The organism is Ectopseudomonas guguanensis, assembly GCF_900104265.1.
Taxonomy (GTDB): Bacteria; Pseudomonadota; Gammaproteobacteria; order Pseudomonadales; family Pseudomonadaceae; genus Aquipseudomonas; species Aquipseudomonas guguanensis.
Map to the genome: position 1 here is coordinate 22,976 of NZ_FNJJ01000022.1, position 21,353 is coordinate 44,328.

Here is a 21,353-nt window from a genome sequence, read left to right on the forward strand (position 1 = left end):
TGGCGCAGGGATGCGCCCTCCTGCTTCCTGCGGGATAATCGCGCCATCTGAAACGGAGAACGCGATGATCCGCCTATGCGCCCCGAGTGAGCTGGCCGAAGGTCAGAGCCGGGGCTTTGTGATCGACCCGTTGAACCTGCTTCTTGTACGTCGCGACGGCCAGGTCCACGCCTACCTCAACCGCTGCCCGCACCGCGGCATCGCCCTGGAGTGGCAGAAGGATCGCTTCCTTGACGACAGCGGCAGCCTGATTCGCTGCGCGACCCATGGCGCGCTGTTTCTCATCGAGAGCGGCGAATGCGTGGCCGGGCCTTGCGAAGGGCAGGCGCTGCAGAGGCTGGAATGCAGGGAAGACGCGCACGGGATCTGGATCGAAGGCGCTGCAGCCAGGTAGCCCGGATGCAATCCGGGGATGGGCGAAAACTGGATTCCCGGATTGCATCCGGGCTACGCCAACATCGCGCCCACCGTGCTACCGAAACAGAAGCTGGTGCGCGCAGCACGCGCTACGTCAATACCTCCAGCCGGCGAACCAGGGCGATCCCCTCGGGACTCAGCTCGGCGCCGTAGGCCAGCACCTCCACTCCCGCGGCCTTGGCATCACGCAACCCCGCCGCGTACGCAGGATCGATCTCCGCCGCCGCCCGCACGGCGCGAATGCCGGAGAGGTTCACGCAATACAGCTGCACCGTGCGCACACCCGCCTGCGCCAGCGCCGCCAGTTCGCGCAGATGCCTGGCGCCGCGCTGCGTCACGGCATCGGGAAAGGCCGCCACGTCGCTGCCATCGAAGCCCAACGTCACGCTCTTGACCTCGACATAGGCCGGCCCGTCCGGGTAATCCAGGCGAAAGTCGGCGCGGCTGTTCTCCACCCCGTAAGCCACCTCGCGCTTGAGCGCGGTAAAGCCAACCAGCTCGGTGATAAGCCCGGCGCGCAGCGCCTCTTCCACCAGCGCGTTGGCCCGTGCGGTATTGATGCAGGCCAGGCGCCCTTGCGGCGTTTCGCTGATTTCCCAGCTGCCCGGCAGCTTGCGCTTGGGATCCTTGCTGCGGCTGAACCACACCCGGCAGCCTTCGCTCATGCAATTGAGCATCGAGCCGGTGTTGGCGCAGTGGATGGTCATCTGCTCGCCGCTGGCGGTCTCGATATCGGCGAGAAAGCGCTTGTAGCGACGCAGCAGGCGCCCCTCTTCCAATGGCGGATCAAAGCGCATCGGGCTTCCAGCTCTTCAAACCGCGGGCGATGCGCTCGACTGCCTGCTGCAGGCGCTCGACATTCTGCGTGTAGGCGAAGCGCACATGGTGCCCGGCCTGGTGACGGCCGAAATCCAGGCCCGGGGTGAAGGCCACGTGCTCGGTTTCGATGAAGTGGCGACAGAAGGCGAAGGCGTCGCCGCCAAAGGCGCTGATGTCTGCATATAGATAGAAGGCACCTTCAGGCGTAGCGGCGATACCGAAGCCCAGCTCGCGCAGCGCCGGCAGCAGATAGTCGCGGCGGCGTTGAAATTCATGGCGGCGCTCTTCGAGGATCGCCAGGGTGGCCGGCTCGAAGCAGGCCAGCGCGGCATGCTGGGCCATACTCGGTGCGCTGATGTAGAGATTCTGCGCCAGCTTTTCCAGCTCCGGCACGGCGGCAGCGGGCGCCACCAGCCAACCCAGGCGCCAGCCGGTCATGCCGAAATATTTGGAGAAACTATTGAGGACGAAGGCATCGTCGTCCACTTCCAGCACGCTCGATGCATCGCAGCCATAGGTCAGGCCATGGTAGATCTCGTCCACCACCAGGTGACCGCCACGCTGCTTGAGGCAGGTCGACAGCGCCGCCAGCTCATCCTTGTGCAGCAGCGTTCCAGTCGGATTGGCCGGCGAAGCCACCAACGCGCCGACGCTGTCGGTATCCCAGTGCCGCTCCACCAATTGCGGGGTCAGCTGGTAACGCACGTCCGGGCCGACCGGCACCAGCTGCGCGGCACCTTCGACCAGGCGCAGGAAGTGGCGATTACAAGGGTAGCCCGGGTCGGCCAGCAACCAGTGCTTGCCCGGGTCGACCAACAGGCTGGCGGCCAGCAGCAGCGCCCCGGAGCCACCGGGCGTGACCAGGATGCGCTGCGGGTCGATACTCAGGCGGTAACGCTCGGCGTAGAAGCCGGCGATCGCCTCGCGCAGCTGCGGCAGGCCGCGCGCCGCGGTGTAGCGCGTGTGCCCGGCGGCCAGCGCGGCCTGGCCGGCGCGGATGATCGGCTCGGCGGTGGTGAAGTCCGGCTCGCCGATCTCCAGGTGAATGACATCGTGACCGGCCGCTTGCAGCTCGTTGGCACGCGCCAGCAAGGCCATCACGTGGAAGGGTTCGATGGCGCGACTGCGCGCACTGTAGAGCTGAGCCATGGGCCTGCCTTCAAGGTTGCGAGGCGCGGATTCTAGCAGGGCGGCTCGAGGCCGCGGCAAGGACGCGAAAGCGCCGCTACGCTTGCTGGCCAGTCTCGTGCAGATTTCGTTCACACCCCGGGCAAGGCGGAGACAACCGGGAGTAGCGCGCCCCGATTCGATCTGGTAAGTTCGCCCGCTTGCAGTCGCAGGGCCGGACAAACGCCTGGCAATGGAATAACCTGCGCGATGGATTCGAAAGAGTGAGAGGCGTCATCCATGCCCACAAAAGAAAAAGCCAAAAGCACCAGCCAGCTGATTCGTGGTTTCGAGCCTTATCAAGAGAAGAAGGGCGAGGAATACATGAGCGAGCCGATGCGCGCTCACTTCACCAGCATCCTCAATAAGTGGAAGCTGGAGCTGATGCAGGAAGTCGACCGTACCGTGCACCACATGCAGGACGAAGCGGCCAACTTCCCCGACCCGGCCGACCGCGCCAGCCAGGAAGAAGAATTCAGCCTGGAACTGCGTGCCCGTGATCGCGAGCGCAAACTGATCAAGAAGATCGACGAGACCCTGCAGCTGATCGAAGACAACGATTACGGCTGGTGCGATTCCTGCGGCGTCGAGATCGGTATTCGCCGCCTTGAAGCCCGCCCGACTGCGACCCTGTGCATCGATTGCAAGACGCTGGCGGAAATCAAGGAAAAGCAGATCGGTTCCTGATCTGACGACGGGGCGCTTAGGCGCCCCGCTCTGTTTCTGGCCTTCGCTTCATGAACACCTCCTACATCGGGCGCTTCGCCCCTACGCCCAGCGGTTATCTGCACTTCGGCTCGCTGGTCGCCGCCCTCGCCTCCTACCTCGATGCCCGCTCCGTTGGCGGTCGCTGGCTGCTGCGCATGGAAGACCTCGACCCGCCACGGGAAGTGCCTGGCGCACAGGATGCGATCCTGCGCACCCTGGAAACCTATGGCTTCGAGTGGGACGGCGAACTGGTGCGCCAGAGCGAGCGTCACGCCGAATACGCCGCCGTGATCACCCGCCTGTTCAGCCAGGGTCTGGCCTACGCCTGCATCTGCTCGCGCAAGCAACTGGAGGGCTACGGCGGCATCTACCCGGGCTTTTGCCGCAACGCCTGTCATCCCGATCGCGACGCGGCCATCCGCCTGCGCGTACCGGAGCTGGACTACCACTTCATCGACCGCGTGCAGGGCGAATTTCGTCAGCACCTGGGGCGAGAAGTGGGCGACTTCGTGATCCGACGGCGTGATGGGTTGTTTGCCTATCAGCTCGCCGTGGTGCTGGACGATGCCTGGCAGGGTGTGACCGACGTGGTGCGCGGCGCCGACCTGCTCGACTCCACCCCTCGCCAGCTCTACCTGCAGGAACTGCTCGGACTGCCGCAACCACGCTACCTGCACGTGCCGCTGATCATCCAGCCGGACGGCCACAAGCTGGGCAAGAGCTACCGTTCGCCGCCCCTGCCCGCCGACCAGGCCGGGCCTCTGCTGCTACGCGCCCTGCGCGCGCTGGGCCAGCAACCGCCCGCCGAACTGCACGGCGCGGCGCCTGCCGAGCTGCTGGCCTGGGGCATCGCCAACTGGGACGCCACGCGCATCCTGCACAGCCGCACCCTGGCCGAAGCGCAATTGCGCTGAGCCGCGCTACACAGGGTAGGGTGCGCCGTGCGCACCAACGCCTCCAGAGAATCTCGCACGACCTCGGTGCGCACGGCGCACCCTACGTACCTGAAGTTTGTGGCTTGAAGCGCGCGGCATCCTTTACCATCGCGGCATCTTTCGACGAGATGTCACATGTATATCTACCGACTGGTTCTGATCCTGGTGGTGGGGATCTACCTGTTCTCCCCAGCCATCATGGACTGGTGGATCGACCCCAATGGCGCCTGGTACCGGCCCTACCTGCTGTGGCTGATCCTGATCGTCGTCACCTTCATTCTTCAGAGCCAACGCGATGCTGACGAGCTTTAGCCTGAGCGAACTGATCCTGATCAGCGCCGGCTATCTGCTGATGCTCTTCGGTGTCGCCTGGGTCAGTGAAAAGGGCCTGATCCCCCGCTGGATCATCCGCCACCCGCTGACCTACACCCTGTCGCTGGGCGTGTACGCCAGTGCCTGGGCCTTCTACGGCACGGTCGGCCTGGCCTACCAGTACGGTTACGGCTTTCTCGCCAGCTACCTCGGGGTTTCCGGGGCCTTTCTGCTGGCCCCCGTGCTGCTCTACCCGATCCTGCGCATTACCCGCACCTACCAGCTGTCATCGCTGGCTGATCTGTTCGCCTTCCGCTTTCGCAGCACCTGGGCCGGCGCACTGACCACCCTGTTCATGCTGATTGGCGTGCTGCCGCTGCTGGCCCTGCAGATCCAGGCGGTGGCCGACTCCATCGGCATCCTCAGCCGCGAGCCGCTGCAGGAAAAAGTGGCGCTGAGTTACTGCGGCCTGATCATCCTGTTCACCATTCTGTTCGGCGCGCGCCATATCGCCACGCGCGAGAAACACGAGGGCCTGGTGTTCGCCATCGCCTTCGAGTCGCTGGTCAAGCTGGTCGCCCTCGGCGTGATCGGCTGGTACGCGCTGTATCAGGTGTTCGGCGGCCCGCGTGAGCTGGAGCTCTGGCTGGTGCAGAACCAGGCGGCACTGGCCACGCTGCATACGCCGTTGCAGGAAGGCCCGTGGCGCACCCTGCTGCTGGTGTTCTTCGCCTCGGCCATCGTCATGCCGCACATGTACCACATGACCTTCACCGAGAACCTCAACCCGCGCGCCATGGTCAGCGCCAGCTGGGGCCTGCCGCTGTTCCTGCTGCTGATGAGCCTGGCCGTGCCACTGATCCTCTGGGCCGGCCTCAAGCTTGGGGCCACCACAAACCCGGAATACTTCACCCTGGGCCTGGGTATCGCGGTCAACAGCGAAACCCTGGCCCTGCTCGCCTATGTCGGCGGTCTGTCGGCCTCCAGCGGCCTGATCATCGTCTCGACGCTGGCGCTGTCCGGCATGGCGCTGAACCACCTGGTGCTGCCGCTCTACCAGCCGCCAGCCGAAGGCAACATCTACCGCTGGCTGAAATGGACACGACGTGCGCTGATCGTGGCCATCATCATGGCCGGCTACGGCTTCTACCTGCTGCTCGGCGCCCAGCAGGATCTGGCCAACCTGGGCATCGTCGCCTTCGTCGCCACCTTGCAGTTCCTGCCCGGCGTACTGTCGGTGCTGTATTGGCAGACGGCCAATCGCCGCGGTTTCCTCGCCGGCCTGCTGGCCGGCATCAGCGTCTGGGCACTGACCATGCTGCTGCCGCTGCTGGGCAATCTGGAAGGTTTCTACCTGCCACTGTTCAACGTCATCTATGTGCTCGATGACGCCAGCTGGCACCTGGCGGCCATCGCCTCACTGGCGGCCAACGTGCTGATGTTCACCCTGGTGTCGCTGTTCACCGAGGCCAGCCCGGAGGAGAAGAGCGCCGCCGAAGCCTGCGCGGTGGACAACGTGCGCCGTCCGCAACGGCGCGAGCTGGTCGCCGTGTCACCGCAGGACTTTGCCGCACAACTGGCCAAGCCGCTCGGCGCCAAGACCGCGCAGCGCGAAGTGGAACAGGCCCTGCGCGACCTGCACCTGCCCTTCGACGAGAGCCGCCCTTATGCCCTACGCCGCCTGCGCGACCGCATCGAAGCCAACCTGTCCGGCCTGATGGGGCCGAGCGTGGCGCAGGACATTGTCGAAACCTTCCTGCCCTACAAGTCCGGCACCGAAGGCTATGTCACCGAGGACATTCACTTCATCGAAAGCCGCCTGGAGGATTACCAGTCGCGCCTCACCGGCCTGGCCGCCGAGCTCGACGCCCTGCGCCGCTATCACCGCCAGACCTTGCAGGAGCTGCCCATGGGCGTGTGCTCGCTGGCCAAGGACCAGGAAATCCTGATGTGGAACCGGGCCATGGAAGAACTCACCGACATCCCCGCCCAGCGCATCGTCGGTTCGCGCCTGAGCACCCTGGCCGAACCCTGGCAGAGCCTGCTGCAGGACTTCATCGAACGCCCCGACCAGCACCTGCACAAACAGCATCTGGCACTCGACGGGCAGATTCGCTGGCTGAATCTGCACAAGGCAGCCATCAACGAACCGCTGGCGCCCGGCAACAGCGGCCTGGTGCTGCTGGTCGAGGATCAGACCGAAACCCAGATGCTCGAAGACAAGCTGGTGCACTCCGAGCGCCTGGCCAGCATCGGCCGCCTCGCCGCCGGGGTCGCCCACGAGATCGGCAACCCGATCACCGGCATCGCCTGCCTGGCGCAGAACCTGCGCGAAGAACGCGAAAACGACGGCGAGCTGACCGAAATCAGCGGGCAGATTCTCGAGCAGACCAAGCGTGTGTCACGCATCGTCCAGTCGCTGATGAGCTTCGCCCACTCCGGCAGCCACCAGCGCAGCGACGAGCCGGTGTGCCTGGCCGACGTGGCGCAGGACGCCATCGGCCTGCTGTCGCTGAACAAGCGCAACTTCGACATCCAGTTCTACAACCTGTGCGATCCGCAGCACTGGGCGTGCGGCGATCCGCAGCGCCTGGCCCAGGTACTGATCAACCTGCTGTCCAACGCCCGTGACGCCTCGCCACCCGGCGGCGCCATCCGCGTGCGCAGCGAGGCCAGCGAACATACCGTCGACCTGATCGTCGAGGACGAAGGCAGCGGCATTCCCAAGGCGATCATCGACCGCCTGTTCGAACCCTTCTTCACCACCAAGGATCCCGGCGAGGGTACCGGCCTGGGCCTCGCGCTGGTCTATTCGATCGTGGAAGAGCATTATGGACAAATAACAATCGACAGCCCGGCCGACCCCGAGCGCCAACTGGGCACTCGAATTCGGGTCACCCTGCCGAGACATGTCGAGGCGACGTCCGTAGCGATGTAAACAGCGAGAGAGGCTGCCACTGGCACCTCCGTGACCGTCGAGAGACCGAATTGATGCCACATATTCTTATCGTCGAAGACGAAACCATTATCCGCTCTGCCTTGCGCCGCCTGCTCGAACGCAATCAGTACCAGGTCAGCGAAGCCGGCTCGGTACAGGAAGCCCAGGAGCGCTACAGCATTCCCTCCTTCGACCTGATCGTCAGCGACCTGCGCCTGCCTGGCGCGCCGGGTACCGAACTGATCAAGCTGGCCGAAGGCACGCCGGTGCTGATCATGACCAGCTACGCCAGCCTGCGCTCGGCGGTGGATTCGATGAAGATGGGCGCGGTCGATTACATCGCCAAGCCCTTCGACCACGACGAGATGCTGCAGGCCGTCGCCCGCATCCTGCGGGATCGCCAGGAAGCCAAGAGCGCACCGGCGCCAACCACCGCCACCACCACTCGCGGTAACGCTGCCGAGAAGGCAGTGGACAACGCCAACGGCGAGATCGGCATCATCGGCTCCTGCGCAGCCATGCAGGAGCTCTACAGCAAGATTCGCAAGGTCGCGCCTACTGACTCCAATGTACTGGTTCAGGGCGAGTCGGGTACCGGCAAGGAGCTGGTCGCACGCGCCCTGCATAACCTCTCCAGACGCGCCAAGGCGCCGCTGATTTCGGTGAACTGCGCGGCCATTCCGGAAACCCTGATCGAGTCCGAGCTGTTCGGCCACGAGAAAGGCGCCTTCACCGGCGCCAGCGCCGGGCGTGCCGGCCTGGTGGAAGCGGCCGACGGCGGCACCCTGTTCCTCGACGAAATCGGCGAACTGCCGCTGGAAGCCCAGGCGCGACTGCTGCGCGTGCTGCAGGAAGGCGAGATTCGTCGGGTCGGCTCGGTGCAATCGCAAAAGGTCGACGTGCGCCTGATCGCTGCCACTCACCGCGACCTCAAGACCCTGGCCAAGACCGGCCAGTTTCGCGAAGACCTCTATTACCGCCTGCACGTCATCGCCCTGAAGCTGCCGGCGTTGCGCGAGCGCGGTAACGACGTGATCGAGATCGCCCAGGCCTTTCTGGTCCGTCAGTACACACGCATGGGCCGCGAACCATTGCGTTTCGCCCATGATGCCGAGCAGGCAATCCGCCATTACCCCTGGCCAGGCAACGTGCGCGAGCTGGAAAACGCCATCGAGCGCGCGGTGATTCTCTGCGAGGGGGCGGAAATTTCTGCCGATCTGTTGGGTATCGACATCGAGCTGGACGATCTGGATGACGAGGATTTCGGCCTGCCGGCGACAGCCGGGCAAAGCGCTGGCAACAGCCACGAGCCGACCGAGGACCTGTCGCTGGAAGACTACTTCCAGCACTTCGTCCTCGAACACCAGGACCACATGACCGAGACCGAATTGGCGCGCAAGCTGGGCATCAGCCGCAAATGCCTGTGGGAACGCCGCCAACGCCTCGGCATTCCGCGGCGCAAATCCGGCGTGACCAGCGGCCCTTGACGCCGCGGCTGCGGTGACAACCTGCCCGCACAGGGGTTTCACAGGTTGTTACCGTTTCAATATCTCGTAACAAAGGCCGGGTCTAACGGTAACGAAAACCCGGCTTTTTTATCCCCCACCGAACACCCCATGTCGTCACAAACCCTTGATTTACAAGGAATCGCAAAAACTGGCACGGCATCTGCTTTATCTCTGGCACAACAACAATAACAAGCAATGCCCTACACAATAAGAACAAGACGTAACGACTCCAGAACAACAAGAACAACAAGGTACGGAGGCGCAGCTAACTGATTCTTTTGGAGAGGAGTTGCCGCGAGGGGTTCGCCCCAGCGACCAGGTAGAGAACAATAAAACTGCCCTGAGGCAGCGCCAGAACTGGTTGATTAAGGCAGCATCAGCGTCCAAAGAAATCCGTTTGCTATTGGCTCCCCATTCTAGGGAGCACCCGGTAAGCCACGGCGAGCCGGGAAGGGCCGAACAACAAGAACAACAGGCCCTCAATAACAATAAAAACAGAGCACGCACCAACTTGGGGGGGAGCTTCGGCTCCCCCAGTAGCTTCCGGTCCTCGAATCCCCGCCTGCCGCCCTTCTACACACCTGTTCCCGACACGATGCTAGAATCCGCAGCAATCATGCGGTCATCGTTCCGTATGCCGTCGAAACGGGCTGCCGAAGCAGACGCCAGGATGGCGTTCACCGATCGTGAGCGAATCCAAGGTTGCCGCCTTCAACGCCGCCATGCCCTCCCAGGCAGCAGCTCGACAGCATATGGTGCAGGCCGGTCACTACTCCAAACAGTGCATCCCATGCTGAAAAAGCTGTTCAAGTCTTTCCGCTCACCTCTGCGCCGTGCCCCACGCCCACGCAGCACTCCCGAAGTGCTGAGCAGTCGCCAACATCCGCTTCATCGCAACGAGATCAGTCGTCACGCCATCAGTGTGGTCGAGCGCCTGCAGAAGGCCGGCTACCAGGCCTATCTGGTCGGCGGCTGCGTTCGCGACCTGCTGCTGGATCTCGATCCCAAGGATTTCGACGTGGCCACCAGCGCCACGCCCGAGCAGGTACGGGCGGAGTTCCGCAACGCCCGGGTGATCGGTCGCCGCTTCAAGCTGGTCCACGTGCACTTCGGCCGCGAGATCATCGAAGTGGCGACCTTCCGCGCCAACCATCCGCAAGGCGAGGAAGAGGAAAACAGCAACCAGGCTGCCCGCCACGAAAGCGGCCGCATCCTGCGCGATAACGTTTACGGCACACTGGAAGACGACGCCCAGCGCCGCGACTTCACCATCAACGCGCTGTATTACGACCCGACCCAGGAACACATCCTCGATTACGCCCGCGGCATGCACGATGTGCGCAACCACCTGGTGCGCCTGATCGGCGACCCGGAGCAGCGCTACCTGGAAGACCCGGTGCGCATGCTGCGCGCAGTACGATTCGCCGCCAAGCTGGACTTCGAGATCGAGAAGCACAGCGCCGCGCCGATCCGCCGCCTGGCACCCATGCTACGCGACATTCCGGCAGCACGCCTGTTCGACGAAGTGCTCAAGCTGTTTCTCGCCGGTTACGCCGAATACACCTTCGACCTGCTGCTCGAGCACGACCTGTTCGCCCAGCTGTTCCCGGCCAGTGGCGAGGCGCTCAAGCGCAATCCCGAGTACACCGAAAAGCTGATCCGTCAGGCGCTGATCAACACCGACGACCGCATCCACGATGGCAAGTCGGTCACCCCGGCCTTCCTCTTCGCCGCCCTGCTCTGGCCCGCGCTGCCGGCCCGCGTGCTGCAACTGCAGAGCAAGGGCATGCCACCGATCCCGGCGATGCAGGAGGCCGCCCACGAGCTGATCGCCGAGCAGTGCCAGCGCATTGCCGTGCCCAAGCGTTTCACCATCCCGATTCGCGAAATCTGGGACATGCAGGAGCGTCTGCCGCGACGCAGTGGTAAACGTGCCGACCTGCTGCTGGAGAACCCGCGCTTTCGCGCCGGCTACGACTTCCTCCTGCTGCGCGAGCTGGCCGGCGAGGACACCGGTGGCCTGGGCGAGTGGTGGACGGACTACCAGGATGCCAATGACAGCGAGCGCCGGCAGATGATTCGCGACCTCGCCGGCAAAGGCGAAAGCACCGGCAACGCCCCGCGCAAACGCCGCCGCAACAACAATCGCCGCAAACGCAGCGAAAGCGGCGACGAGTGATGGAGCGGGTTTACATCGGCCTCGGCAGTAATCTGGCCGAGCCCCTGCAACAGTTGCGTGCGGCCCTGGACGCCATCGCGCAACTGCCGCAGAGCCGCCTGCAGGCACAATCGTCCTTCTACATCAGCGATCCGCTCGGCCCGGCTGTCCAGCCACGCTACGTCAATGCCGTGGCGGCGCTGGATACCGAACTGGAGCCCTGGCAGTTGCTCGATGCGCTGCAACGCATCGAGCAGGAGCAGGGTCGCGTGCGCAAGGCCGAGCGTTGGGGCCCGCGCACCCTGGATCTGGACATCCTGCTGTTCGGTGAACGTCTGCTCGACGACGAGCGGCTGACCGTGCCGCACTACCATATGCACGCCCGCCCCTTCGTGCTCTATCCCCTGGCCGAGCTGGCTGCCGATCTGCAACTACCGGACGGCCGCAGCCTTGCCGCCCTGCTGCAAGCCTGCCCCTTCAGTGGCCTGGAACGTCTGCCGCAGTAGCCCGGCCGGCCCCTGTGGGAGGGGCTTGAGCCGCTCTCCGACAAGCTCGCCGCTGAAGCGCCTCCCACAGGGCGGTCCGTTGCGCAACCCGGCATCCCGCGCATTGGCGGTAACGCCAGTAACAGAGCGGTAACACCCGCAATTGACTTCACGCCCCCCCATCAGGACTATAGGCGTCCCGTTGCCCAGCGACGGGCGCACCTTTGATGCCAATCCAGGCCGGATTGCCGCCGGATAGAAGCGGTATACCGAGCCTGAGCGAGGACCCTTGAAATGCCTGACGTTACCCTGACCACCCTGCAGAGTCACAAGCAGAACGGTGAAAAGATCGCCATGCTGACCTGCTATGACGCCACCTTCGCCCACGCGGCCTGCCAGGCCGGGGTCGATGTGCTGCTGGTCGGCGACTCCCTGGGCATGGTCCTGCAGGGCCACGACAGTACCCTGCCGGTCAGCGTCGAGGAGATGGCCTATCACACTGCCTGCGTGAAACGCGGCAATCAGGGCGCACTGATCCTCACCGACCTGCCGTTCATGGCCTACGCCACCAGCGAACAGGCTCTGCACAACAGCGCCCGGCTGATGCAGGCCGGCGCCCACATGGTCAAACTCGAAGGCGCCGGCTGGCTGGCCGAACCCATTCGCCTGCTGGCCGAGCGCGGCGTACCGGTCTGCGCGCACCTTGGCCTGACCCCGCAGGCGGTGAACATCCTCGGCGGCTACAAGGTTCAGGGCCGCCAGGAAGCCCAGGCGCGGCAGATGCGTGCCGATGCCATGGCGCTGGAACAGGCTGGCGCGGCCATGCTGCTGCTCGAGTGCGTACCCAGCGAACTGGCGGCGGAAATCACCCAGGCGGTGAAGATCCCGGTGATCGGCATCGGCGCCGGCGCCGCTACCGATGGCCAGGTGCTGGTGCAACACGACATGCTCGGCCTGTCGCTGTCCGGCCGCACGCCGAAGTTCGTGCGCAACTTCATGGAGGGCCAGAGCAGCATTCAAGGCGCCCTGAGCGCCTACGTCCAGGCGGTCAAGGACGGCAGCTTCCCCGCCGCCGAACACGGTTTCTCCGCATGAACACAGTCAAGACCCTGCGCGAACTGCGCGCCGCCGTGGCCCAGGCCCGCGCCGAGGGCAAGCAGATCGGCTTCGTGCCGACCATGGGCAATCTCCACGCCGGCCACGTTTCGCTGGTGGAAATCGCCGCCCAGCGCGCCGACTTCGTGGTCGCCAGCATCTTCGTCAATCCGCTGCAGTTCGGCGCGGGTGAGGACCTGGACAAATACCCGCGCACCCTCGCCGCCGATCAGGAAAAGCTGCTGGCGGCTGGCTGTCACCTGCTGTTTCACCCCGATGTTGCGGAAATCTACCCGCACGGCATGGGCGACCAGACTCGCGTCAGCGTGCCGGGCGTATCGGAAGGACTCTGTGGCGCCAGCCGCCCGGGCCATTTCGAGGGCGTGGCGACCGTGGTGACCAAGCTGTTCAATATGGTCCAGCCCGATCTGGCCGTTTTCGGCGAGAAGGACTATCAGCAACTGGCGGTGATCCGCGCGCTGGTGCAGGACCTGAACATGCCGATCCAGATCATTGGTGCGCCGACCCAGCGCGCCGAAGACGGCCTCGCCCTGTCCTCACGCAATGGCTACCTCGATGCCGCGCAACGCAGCACGGCGCCAACGCTGTATCGGAGCCTGCAGGCGATAGCCGAAGAGTTGCGCCGCGGCGCCCGTGACTACGCACGACTGATCGACGCCGCGCAGGAGCAACAGCGCGCAGCGGGCTTCGTTCCCGACTACCTGGAAATCCGCAACGCGGTGACGCTGCGCCCGGCGCAGATCGACGACCGCCATCTGGTGATTCTCACCGCGGCACAGCTGGGTGGCACCCGCTTGATCGACAATCTTGTGGTTGAACTGCCGAGTCAGTAGCTGCCTCCAAAGGCAGACGGTTACACTCTTAGAGGCCCGGATCGTTCCGGGCCTTTTGCTTTTGCGGATCAGGAGCTCCGATGGCCTATTACCAGCAGCCTCAAGACGTCACCACCCTGCCTGCCTGGCAGGCCCTGCAGCAGCACCGCGCCGAAATGGCCGGCTTCAGCATGCGCGAGGCCTTCGCCGCGGATGCACGGCGCTTCCAGCGCTTTTCCCTCGATAGCTGCGGGTTGCTGCTGGACTACTCGAAGAACCTGATCGATGAACGCGGCCTGGAACTGCTGATCCAGCTGGCCGACCAGGCCGGCCTGCACGAGTCCATCGCCGCCCTGTACAGCGGCGAGCAGGTCAATGCCTCGGAAGGCCGCGCCGCGCTGCACACCGCCCTGCGCAGCCCGATCGGCCGCCGCCTGCTGCTCGATGGCCACGACATCATTCCCGAGGTGCACCGCGTACTGAACCAGGTCACCGAGCTGGTCAGCCGCATTCACAGCGGTCTGTGGCGCGGCTACAGCGAAAAACCGATCAAGGAAGTGGTGAACATCGGTATCGGCGGCTCCTTCCTCGGCCCGCAACTGGTTTCCGAGGCGCTGCGCCCCTTCACCCAGCGCGGCGTGCGCTGCCACTACCTGGCCAATATCGATGGCAGCGAATTCCGCGAACTGACCGCACGCCTCAATCCGGAAACCACCCTGTTCATCGTTTCCAGCAAGTCCTTCGGCACCCTGGAAACCCTGAAGAACACCCTGGCCGCGCGCGACTGGTACCTGGCCATGGGCGGCCCGGAAGAAGAGCTGCACCGCCACTTCATCGCCGTGACCAGCAACCGCAAGGCCGCCATCGAGTTCGGTATCGGCGAAGAGAACATCTTCCCGATGTGGGATTGGGTCGGCGGGCGTTATTCGCTGTGGTCGGCCATCGGCCTGCCCATCGCCCTGGCCATCGGCGTGTCCAACTTCAAGGAGTTGCTGGCCGGCGCCTATGCCATGGACCAGCACTTTACCCAGGCGCCCCTGGCCGAGAACATGCCGGTGCTGATGGCCCTGCTGGGCATCTGGTACACCAATTTCTGGGGCGCGCAGAGCCACGCAATCCTGCCCTACGACCACTATCTGCGTAACTTCACCAAGCACCTGCAGCAGCTGGACATGGAGTCCAACGGCAAGAGCGTGCGTCAGGACGGCACGCCGCTGGACATCGCCACCGGCCCGGTGATCTGGGGCGGCGTCGGCTGCAACGGCCAGCATGCCTACCACCAGCTGCTGCACCAGGGCCGCCTGCTGGTGCCGGCGGACTTCATCGTCCCGGTCAACAGCTACAACCCGCTCTCGGACCATCACCAGTGGCTGTTCGCCAACTGCCTGTCGCAGGCCCAGGCGCTGATGCAGGGCAAGACTCGCGAAGAGGCCGAGGCCGAACTGCGCGCCAAGGGACTGAGCGAAGACGAGGTGCAGCGTCTGGCGCCACACAAGGTGATCCCCGGCAACCGGCCGAGCAATATCCTGGTAATGAACCGCATCGCGCCGTTCAACCTCGGCGCACTGGTGGCGCTGTACGAGCACAAGGTGTTCGTGCAGAGCGCCATCTGGGGCATCAACGCCTTCGACCAGTGGGGCGTGGAGCTGGGCAAAGAGATGGGCAAGGAAGTCTACCAGCGCCTCACCGGCGCCAGCGACGAGCCAGCCAGCGATGCATCCACCCAGGGACTGATCGAGCACTTCCGCTCGCAGCATCGCGGCTGATCGTTCCGCCGCGGGCGCATCCGTGCGCCTCAGCGGCAGAAGCGCTGACGATACTCCCCGGGCGTCACCCCCAGCGCCCGGGAGAACGCCTGCCTGAGGTTGTACGTGTTGCCGAAGCCGCTGCGCTGGGCGACGCGCTTGAGCGACACCTCTCCCGCCTCCAGCAACTGGCAGGCGCGATCCAGACGCAGATGCAGCAGCAACCGGGCCGGCGTCACCCCGAGTTCGGCCTGGCAGTGGCGATGCAGGGTTCGCGGCGACAGGTTCATCCAGGCCGCCATGCTCTCGACGTCCCAGGCAGTCGCCAGGGACTCGCGCAGTTCGCTGAGCAAGCGTTGCATCAGGCCATCGGCGGGCGCCTGCTGGGCCAGCAGCTCGGTGCTGAACTGGCGCTGCCCTCCAGGCCGTCGCAGGTACATCACCAGCCCCTTGGCCACCTGCAGCGAAACGTCGCGCCCGTGGTCCTCCTCCACCAGGCTCAGACAAAGGTCCATGCCCGCGGTCACCCCAGCCGAGCTGTAGAAGGCGCCATCACGGATGAACAGGCTGTCATGCAGGACCTCCACGCTCGGGTGCAGCCGTTGCAACAGCTCGGCATAACGCCAGTGGGTAACCATCTTGCGCCCTGTCATCAAACCGCTCTGCGCCAGCAGGAAGGCACCTGTACACACCGAGGCACAGCGCGCCGCCAGCGGCCCGGCTGCGCCCAGCCAGCGCGCCACCTGCCCCTGCTGCAGGGCGCGCTGAACACCGTATCCGCCGGCCACCAGCAAGGTATGGCCGGCCAGCTCCTGCGGTTCGGGCAACGGCTGGGTGGCCATCGACAAGCCGCTGCTGGACACCACCAGACCGCCTTGCGGCGATATTGCCTGCAACTGGTAGGCCGGTCGGCCAGCTGCCGGCAGATGCTCATCCACTGCGGCGAACACGTCGGCCGGCCCGGTGGCATCGAGCAACTGAAAATCGGGAAAGACCAACAGCAGAACCCGGTGCGTCATCGCTTGCTTCTCGCATCACTGGCAGGTTTTCACTCTTTTATGACATATGCGCCAACCCTGCACACGACAAACTGATCGTCCATTCCAGGCAAGGGAAAGATGTCATGTGCAGAAATTGGCTGATCGCCGGATTGCTGGGCGTGCTGCAGGTCACCGGCTGCGTCCATGCCGCAGACGAGCGCCTGCCCGGCTACCAGCCGCGTTTCGGGCGCGAACGGCCCGTGGTGGTGGTGGTCGCGCAAAACCGGATGACCGAGCTGACGGACTTCGTCGTGCCGCTCGGTGTGCTGCGGCGTGCTGGCGTCGCGAGGGTAGTGGCGGTGGCGGGCGATCCGGGCGCGGTGCAGTTGATGCCGGCGCTCAGCGTACGCGCCGACGCCAGCATCGCCGAGTTTCAGCGCGACTTCCCCCAGGGCGCCGATTACCTGATCGTGCCCGCCGTGCACGACAGCCAGGAGCCGCGCCTGCTGGAGTTCATCCGCCAGCAGGCGGCGCTGGGCGCCAGCGTCATCGGCATCTGCGACGGCGTGCTGGCGCTGGCTCATGCCGGCCTGCTGCGCGGGCGCCGAGCAACCGGACACTGGTATTCCCGCGAGCAGCGCCTGAGCGACTTTCCCGGCACCCTGTGGCAGGAAAATCGGCGCTATGTGGTAGACGGCCAACTGATGACCACCGCTGGCGTCAGCGCAGCCCTGCCGGCGTCCCTGGCGCTGGTCGAAGCCATTGCCGGCACGGCCAAAGCGCGCGAACTGGGCCAGGAGCTAGGGGTCGACGATTGGTCTACCCGCCATGACAGCGAGGCGTTTGTCCTTGGCCGCCAAGGCTACCTGACGGCGGCGGGCAACTACCTGACACGCTGGAGACACGAAACCTTCGCAGTCACCCTGCTGCCCGGGATAGATGAAGTTAGCCTGGCACTGCGCGTGGACGCCTGGGCGCGCACCTTCCGCACTCAGGTGCTGGGCGTAGCCACTCAGCCAGTATTCAGCGCCAGCGGGCTGGAGTTCATACCGCAACGCACCGAATCCGGAGGATTGCCACCGCTGCCGGGAGGTGCCGTGAACGCCGCGCAAACGTTTGACGAGGCGCTCGCGGCAATTGCCAGTCGTTACGGAGTGGCGACCGCCAATCTGGTCGCGGCCCAGCTCGAATATCGGCAGAACGCAACGGCCCGGCAGCATGTCGAAATGCTTAAGCCTTGAACCAAGCGCCTGCTTGGGTGCAACCTTGTGGCCGTTGCGGACAAACAATTACAAGGACCCCGCCATGTTCGAGATCACTCGCCATCCCGTGCAAGATGCAGTGCGCCAGCGCGCGCACCTGGACAAAGACGCCTACCTGCGCCTGTACCAGCAGTCCGTCGAGCAGCCCGATACCTTCTGGGCCGAGCAGGCCAAGGCCTTCCTCGACTGGTTCAAACCCTGGGATCAGGTGCACAGCAGCGACCTCGCGCAGGGCCGTGCCGAATGGTTCAAGGGCGGCCAGCTCAACGTCGCCTACAACTGCATCGACCGCCATCTGCAACAACGCGGCGAGCAGGTCGCGATCATCTGGGAAGGCGACAACCCGGCCGAGTCGGCGCACATCACCTACAACAAGCTGCACCACAACGTCAGCCGCCTGGCCAACGTGCTCAAGCGCCGTGGCGTGAAAAAGGGCGACCGGGTGTGCATCTACATGCCGATGATTCCCGAGGCGGCCTACGCCATGCTCGCCTGCGCGCGCATCGGCGCGGTGCATTCGGTGGTGTTCGGCGGCTTCTCCCCGGATGCCCTGCGCGATCGCATCCTCGATGCCGACTGCCGCACCGTGATCACCGCCGACGAGGGCGTGCGTGGCGGCAAGTACATCCCGTTGAAGAACAACGTCGACAAGGCCCTGCAGAGCTGCCCGAACGTGTCCACCGTGGTGGTGGTCGAGCGCACCCAGGGCGACGTCGCCTGGGTGGAAGGCCGAGACCTCTGGTACCACCAGGCGCTCAAGGAAGTCGATGCCGACTGCCCGGCCGAGCCGATGGACGCCGAGGACCCATTGTTCATCCTCTACACCTCGGGCTCGACCGGCAAACCCAAGGGCGTGCTGCACACCACCGGCGGTTACCTGCTCGGCGCGGCGATGACCCACAAGTACGTGTTCGACTACCACGAGGGCGACGTCTACTGGTGCACCGCCGATGTCGGCTGGGTCACCGGGCACAGCTACATCGTCTACGGCCCGCTGGCCAACGCCGCCACCACCCTGATGTTCGAGGGCGTGCCCAACTACCCGGATGCCTCGCGCTTCTGGCAGGTGATCGACAAGCATCAGGTCAATACCTTCTACACCGCCCCCACCGCCCTGCGCGCGCTGATGCGCGAAGGCGAGGCGCCGGTCAAGGCCACCTCGCGCTCGAGCCTGCGCCTGCTCGGCACGGTGGGCGAGCCGATCAACCCCGAAGCCTGGGAATGGTATTTCCATGTAGTCGGCGACATGCGCTGCCCCATCGTCGACACCTGGTGGCAGACCGAAACCGGCTCGATCCTGATCACCCCGCTGCCAGGCGCCACCGACCTCAAACCCGGCTCGGCGACCCGCCCCTTCTTTGGCGTACAACCGGTGCTGCTCGACGAGCAGGGCAAGGAGATCGAAGGCCCAGGCGCCGGCGTGCTGGCGATCAAGGCCAGCTGGCCGAGCCAGATTCGCAGCGTCTATGGCGATCACCAGCGCATGGTCGACACCTACTTCAAGCCCTACCCCGGTTACTACTTCACCGGCGACGGCGCGCGCCGCGACGAGGACGGCTACTACTGGATCACCGGCCGTGTCGATGACGTGATCAACGTCTCGGGGCACCGCATCGGCACCGCCGAGGTGGAGAGCGCTCTGGTGCTGCATGATGCGGTGGCCGAGGCGGCCGTGGTCGGCTATCCGCACGATGTGAAGGGCCAGGGCATCTACGCCTATGTCACCCTGATGAACGGCCAGGAACCGTCCGACGAGCTGAAGAAGGACCTGCTGACCCTGGTCGGCAAGGAGATCGGCAGTTTCGCCAAGCCGGAGCTGATCCAGTGGGCGCCGGGCCTGCCCAAGACCCGCTCGGGCAAGATCATGCGACGCATCCTGCGCAAGATCGCCTGCAACGAGCTGGAGGACATGGGTGACACCTCGACCCTGGCCGACCCCAGCGTGGTCGACAGCCTGATCGAGCAGCGCCTCAATCGCTGAACCCTCCGTAGGGTGCGCCGTACACAGCAGGTCACTCGCCGCAGCGCATGAGGGTGCGCGCGGCGCACCCTACGGACCTGCGCCTTGCGTCTGCCGAGCCGAGGTTCGACACTGCGCACCATGGAAAGCCTACGTCGTCAGATCGAAAAACAGGTGCACAGCCTCACCGGCGCCTCGCTGGGCGTGCTCGACCTCGACCAGCCGCGCGGTGATGCCGGCCTGTTCGGCCCCGAGTCGATGGTCTGGGAGGTCCATGCCGACTTCACCGCGATGATGGTCGGCGGCATCTCCGCCCTGCTCCTGCAGATGCTTCACCCGCTGGCTTTGGCCGGCGTGTGGGATCACTCCAGCTTTCGCCAGGACATGCTCGGCCGCCTGCGCCGCACCAGCCTGTTCATCGCCGGCACCACCTACGGCGGACTGCACGATGCCGAGCAATTGATCGACAAGGTGCGCCGCATCCACCTACAGGTGACCGGCAGCGCGCCGGACGGTCGCCCCTATAGCGCCAGCGATCCCGAGCTGCTGACCTGGGTGCATGTCTCCGAGGTGAGCCAGTTTCTCGCCGGCTACCTGCGCTACGTCGACCCGCAGTTGCCGGTGGCCGAGCAGGATCGTTACTACCGCGAAGTGGCACTGATCGCCGAACGCCTCGGCGCGCAGGATGTCCCTCAATCGGCTCAGGCCGTCGCCGACTATCTACAGCGCCTGCGCCCACAACTGCTCTGCGATGAGCGCACCCGCGAAGTGGTGCGACTGCTCTACGCCGCGCCGATGCCGAGCATCCTCGCCAAACCTTTCGGCAACCTGATGCTGCAGGCCGGCGTCGACCTGCTGCCGGACTGGGCCAGCGACCTGCTCGGCGAACGGCAGGCTGCCTGGCGCCGGCCGCTGATCCGCGCCAGCGTGCAACGCACCGCCAACCTGCTGCGCTGGGCCGTGAGCAACAGCGCCGCCCAGCGCGCGCGTCGGCGCCTGGCGCCGTAGGGCGGGTGCAACCCGCCAACACTGGGGTGGAGGGTTACGCCGGCCCTCCGGGAGCCACCCCGTTAGCGAAACGCGCCTCGCCGAGGGTGGCTGGCCGGTCACGGTCAGCCATGCGACCATCCGCTCCTTTCCGGTCATTGTCTGAACCGATTCGAGGACCAGCATATGCAAGACGTCGTCATCGTCGCCGCCACCCGCACCGCCATCGGCAGCTTCCAGGGCAGCCTGGCGGAGATTCCCGCGCCCGAACTCGGCGCCATCGTCATCAAGCGCCTGCTGGAGCAGACCGGCCTCGACGCCGCCCAGGTCGATGAAGTCATCCTCGGCCAGGTGCTCACCGCAGGCTCCGGCCAGAACCCCGCGCGCCAGGCCGCCATCCGCGCTGGCCTGCCCCATGCCGTGCCGGCCATGACCCTGAACAAGGTCTGCGGCTCGGGTTTGAAAGCCCTGCACCTAGCCACCCAGGCCATTCGCTGCGGCGATGCCGAGGTGGTGATCGCTGGCGGCATGGAAAACATGAGCCTGGCGCCCTACGTGCTGCCCAAGGCCCGCACCGGCCTGCGCATGGGCCACGCTCAGCTACAGGACAGCATGATCCTCGACGGACTGTGGGATGCCTTCAACGACTACCACATGGGCATCACCGCCGAGAACCTGGTGGAGAAATACGGCATCAGCCGTGAAGCGCAGGACGCCTTTGCCGCCGCTTCGCAGCAAAAGGCCGTGGCCGCCATCGAGGCCGGGCGCTTCGACGCCGAAATCACGCCTGTTTTGATCCCACAGCGCAAGGGCGACCCCGTCGCCTTCGCCCGTGACGAGCAGCCGCGTGCCGGCACCACCGCCGAATCCCTGGCCAAGCTCAAGCCGGCGTTCAAGAAGGACGGCAGCGTCACCGCGGGCAACGCCTCCAGCCTCAACGACGGCGCCGCTGCCGTGCTGCTGATGAGCGCGAGCAAGGCGCAATCGCTCGGCCTGCCGGTGCTGGCGAAGATTGCCGGCTACGCCAATGCCGGCGTCGACCCG

At 65.2% G+C, this 21,353-nt stretch carries 18 protein-coding genes; 15 read left to right on the top strand and 3 right to left on the bottom strand.

Annotation, left to right across the window (positions count from 1 at the left end; genetic code table 11):
- The first annotated feature begins 64 nt into the window (after nt 1-64).
- Nucleotides 65-394, top strand: a complete 330-nt coding sequence (locus BLS61_RS23105) for a Rieske (2Fe-2S) protein (RefSeq protein ID WP_090435355.1) — start codon at nt 65-67, stop codon at nt 392-394.
- A gap of 112 nt (nt 395-506) precedes the next feature.
- Here the strand turns inward: BLS61_RS23105 and sfsA are convergent, their stop codons facing one another.
- Nucleotides 507-1,214, bottom strand: a complete 708-nt coding sequence (gene sfsA, locus BLS61_RS23110; protein ID WP_090435359.1) for a DNA/RNA nuclease SfsA — start codon at nt 1,212-1,214, stop codon at nt 507-509.
- Complete coding sequence (locus BLS61_RS23115) at nt 1,204-2,385, bottom strand: pyridoxal phosphate-dependent aminotransferase (protein WP_090435362.1); 1,182 nt, start codon at nt 2,383-2,385, stop codon at nt 1,204-1,206. Before BLS61_RS23115 ends, sfsA begins: the two co-directional genes overlap by 11 nt.
- 258 nt (nt 2,386-2,643) lie before the next feature.
- Here BLS61_RS23115 and dksA point away from each other — a divergent pair, with 258 nt between their 5' ends.
- The 10 genes from dksA to pgi all read left to right on the top strand — a co-directional run bounded on the left by dksA (nt 2,644) and on the right by pgi (nt 15,141).
- Nucleotides 2,644-3,090, top strand: coding sequence for an RNA polymerase-binding protein DksA (gene dksA / locus BLS61_RS23120; protein WP_017675309.1), 447 nt, complete (start codon nt 2,644-2,646; stop codon nt 3,088-3,090).
- A 50-nt stretch (nt 3,091-3,140) separates the two neighbouring features.
- Nucleotides 3,141-4,025: a tRNA glutamyl-Q(34) synthetase GluQRS gene (gene gluQRS / locus BLS61_RS23125; protein ID WP_090435365.1), complete on the top strand. Its 885-nt coding sequence runs from the start codon at nt 3,141-3,143 to the stop codon at nt 4,023-4,025.
- A gap of 156 nt (nt 4,026-4,181) precedes the next feature.
- Entirely contained in the window at nt 4,182-4,358 is a 177-nt protein-coding gene (locus BLS61_RS23130) for a hypothetical protein (RefSeq protein WP_003244646.1), read from the top strand.
- Entirely contained in the window at nt 4,342-7,296 is a 2,955-nt protein-coding gene (locus BLS61_RS23135) for a sensor histidine kinase (RefSeq protein WP_090435368.1), read from the top strand. The genes BLS61_RS23130 and BLS61_RS23135 overlap by 17 nt, the downstream gene beginning before the upstream one ends.
- 53 nt (nt 7,297-7,349) lie before the next feature.
- Entirely contained in the window at nt 7,350-8,783 is a 1,434-nt protein-coding gene (locus BLS61_RS23140; RefSeq protein ID WP_090435371.1) for a sigma-54-dependent transcriptional regulator, read from the top strand.
- Between the two features lie 811 nt (nt 8,784-9,594).
- On the top strand, nt 9,595-10,983 hold the full coding sequence (locus BLS61_RS23145) for a polynucleotide adenylyltransferase PcnB (RefSeq protein ID WP_090435374.1): 1,389 nt from the start codon (nt 9,595-9,597) through the stop codon (nt 10,981-10,983).
- On the top strand, nt 10,983-11,468 hold the full coding sequence (gene folK / locus BLS61_RS23150) for a 2-amino-4-hydroxy-6-hydroxymethyldihydropteridine diphosphokinase (RefSeq protein WP_208598839.1): 486 nt from the start codon (nt 10,983-10,985) through the stop codon (nt 11,466-11,468). The genes BLS61_RS23145 and folK overlap by 1 nt, the downstream gene beginning before the upstream one ends.
- 273 nt (nt 11,469-11,741) lie before the next feature.
- The gene (gene panB, locus BLS61_RS23155) at nt 11,742-12,542 is read left to right on the top strand and encodes a 3-methyl-2-oxobutanoate hydroxymethyltransferase (protein ID WP_090435381.1); all 801 of its coding nucleotides are present in this window, start codon (nt 11,742-11,744) and stop codon (nt 12,540-12,542) included.
- A complete protein-coding gene (gene panC / locus BLS61_RS23160) occupies nt 12,539-13,396 on the top strand; it encodes a pantoate--beta-alanine ligase (protein ID WP_090435384.1) in 858 nt (285 codons plus the stop codon). The genes panB and panC overlap by 4 nt, the downstream gene beginning before the upstream one ends.
- Before the next feature lie 80 nt (nt 13,397-13,476).
- On the top strand, nt 13,477-15,141 hold the full coding sequence (gene pgi / locus BLS61_RS23165; RefSeq protein ID WP_090435387.1) for a glucose-6-phosphate isomerase: 1,665 nt from the start codon (nt 13,477-13,479) through the stop codon (nt 15,139-15,141).
- 29 nt (nt 15,142-15,170) lie between these two features.
- Here pgi and BLS61_RS23170 read toward each other — a convergent pair whose 3' ends face one another.
- Complete coding sequence (locus BLS61_RS23170; protein ID WP_090435389.1) at nt 15,171-16,139, bottom strand: GlxA family transcriptional regulator; 969 nt, start codon at nt 16,137-16,139, stop codon at nt 15,171-15,173.
- Between the two features lie 104 nt (nt 16,140-16,243).
- Here BLS61_RS23170 and BLS61_RS23175 point away from each other — a divergent pair, with 104 nt between their 5' ends.
- From BLS61_RS23175 to BLS61_RS23190, 4 genes are all read left to right on the top strand, one after another.
- On the top strand, nt 16,244-17,341 hold the full coding sequence (locus tag BLS61_RS23175) for a DJ-1/PfpI family protein (protein WP_090435391.1): 1,098 nt from the start codon (nt 16,244-16,246) through the stop codon (nt 17,339-17,341).
- Nucleotides 17,342-17,405: 64 nt separating this feature from the next.
- Nucleotides 17,406-19,343 (top strand): acetate--CoA ligase, encoded by a 1,938-nt coding sequence (gene acs / locus BLS61_RS23180; protein WP_090435394.1) that lies wholly within the window; start codon nt 17,406-17,408, stop codon nt 19,341-19,343.
- 120 nt (nt 19,344-19,463) lie between these two features.
- Nucleotides 19,464-20,330: an oxygenase MpaB family protein gene (locus tag BLS61_RS23185; RefSeq protein WP_090435397.1), complete on the top strand. Its 867-nt coding sequence runs from the start codon at nt 19,464-19,466 to the stop codon at nt 20,328-20,330.
- Nucleotides 20,331-20,495: 165 nt separating this feature from the next.
- A partial coding sequence (locus tag BLS61_RS23190) for an acetyl-CoA C-acyltransferase (protein ID WP_090435400.1) occupies nt 20,496-21,353 on the top strand: 858 nt, incomplete at its 3' end.

Bases quoted from the DNA above. Each gene is read 5' to 3' on its own strand.
- BLS61_RS23105 (WP_090435355.1), top strand. From the start codon at position 65: ATGATCCGCCTATGCGCCCCGAGTGAGCTGGCCGAAGGTCAGAGCCGG.
- sfsA (WP_090435359.1), bottom strand. From the start codon at position 1,214: ATGCGCTTTGATCCGCCATTGGAAGAGGGGCGCCTGCTGCGTCGCTAC.
- BLS61_RS23115 (WP_090435362.1), bottom strand. From the start codon at position 2,385: ATGGCTCAGCTCTACAGTGCGCGCAGTCGCGCCATCGAACCCTTCCAC.
- dksA (WP_017675309.1), top strand. From the start codon at position 2,644: ATGCCCACAAAAGAAAAAGCCAAAAGCACCAGCCAGCTGATTCGTGGT.
- gluQRS (WP_090435365.1), top strand. From the start codon at position 3,141: ATGAACACCTCCTACATCGGGCGCTTCGCCCCTACGCCCAGCGGTTAT.
- BLS61_RS23130 (WP_003244646.1), top strand. From the start codon at position 4,182: ATGTATATCTACCGACTGGTTCTGATCCTGGTGGTGGGGATCTACCTG.
- BLS61_RS23135 (WP_090435368.1), top strand. From the start codon at position 4,342: ATGCTGACGAGCTTTAGCCTGAGCGAACTGATCCTGATCAGCGCCGGC.
- BLS61_RS23140 (WP_090435371.1), top strand. From the start codon at position 7,350: ATGCCACATATTCTTATCGTCGAAGACGAAACCATTATCCGCTCTGCC.
- BLS61_RS23145 (WP_090435374.1), top strand. From the start codon at position 9,595: ATGCTGAAAAAGCTGTTCAAGTCTTTCCGCTCACCTCTGCGCCGTGCC.
- folK (WP_208598839.1), top strand. From the start codon at position 10,983: ATGGAGCGGGTTTACATCGGCCTCGGCAGTAATCTGGCCGAGCCCCTG.
- panB (WP_090435381.1), top strand. From the start codon at position 11,742: ATGCCTGACGTTACCCTGACCACCCTGCAGAGTCACAAGCAGAACGGT.
- panC (WP_090435384.1), top strand. From the start codon at position 12,539: ATGAACACAGTCAAGACCCTGCGCGAACTGCGCGCCGCCGTGGCCCAG.
- pgi (WP_090435387.1), top strand. From the start codon at position 13,477: ATGGCCTATTACCAGCAGCCTCAAGACGTCACCACCCTGCCTGCCTGG.
- BLS61_RS23170 (WP_090435389.1), bottom strand. From the start codon at position 16,139: ATGACGCACCGGGTTCTGCTGTTGGTCTTTCCCGATTTTCAGTTGCTC.
- BLS61_RS23175 (WP_090435391.1), top strand. From the start codon at position 16,244: ATGTGCAGAAATTGGCTGATCGCCGGATTGCTGGGCGTGCTGCAGGTC.
- acs (WP_090435394.1), top strand. From the start codon at position 17,406: ATGTTCGAGATCACTCGCCATCCCGTGCAAGATGCAGTGCGCCAGCGC.
- BLS61_RS23185 (WP_090435397.1), top strand. From the start codon at position 19,464: ATGGAAAGCCTACGTCGTCAGATCGAAAAACAGGTGCACAGCCTCACC.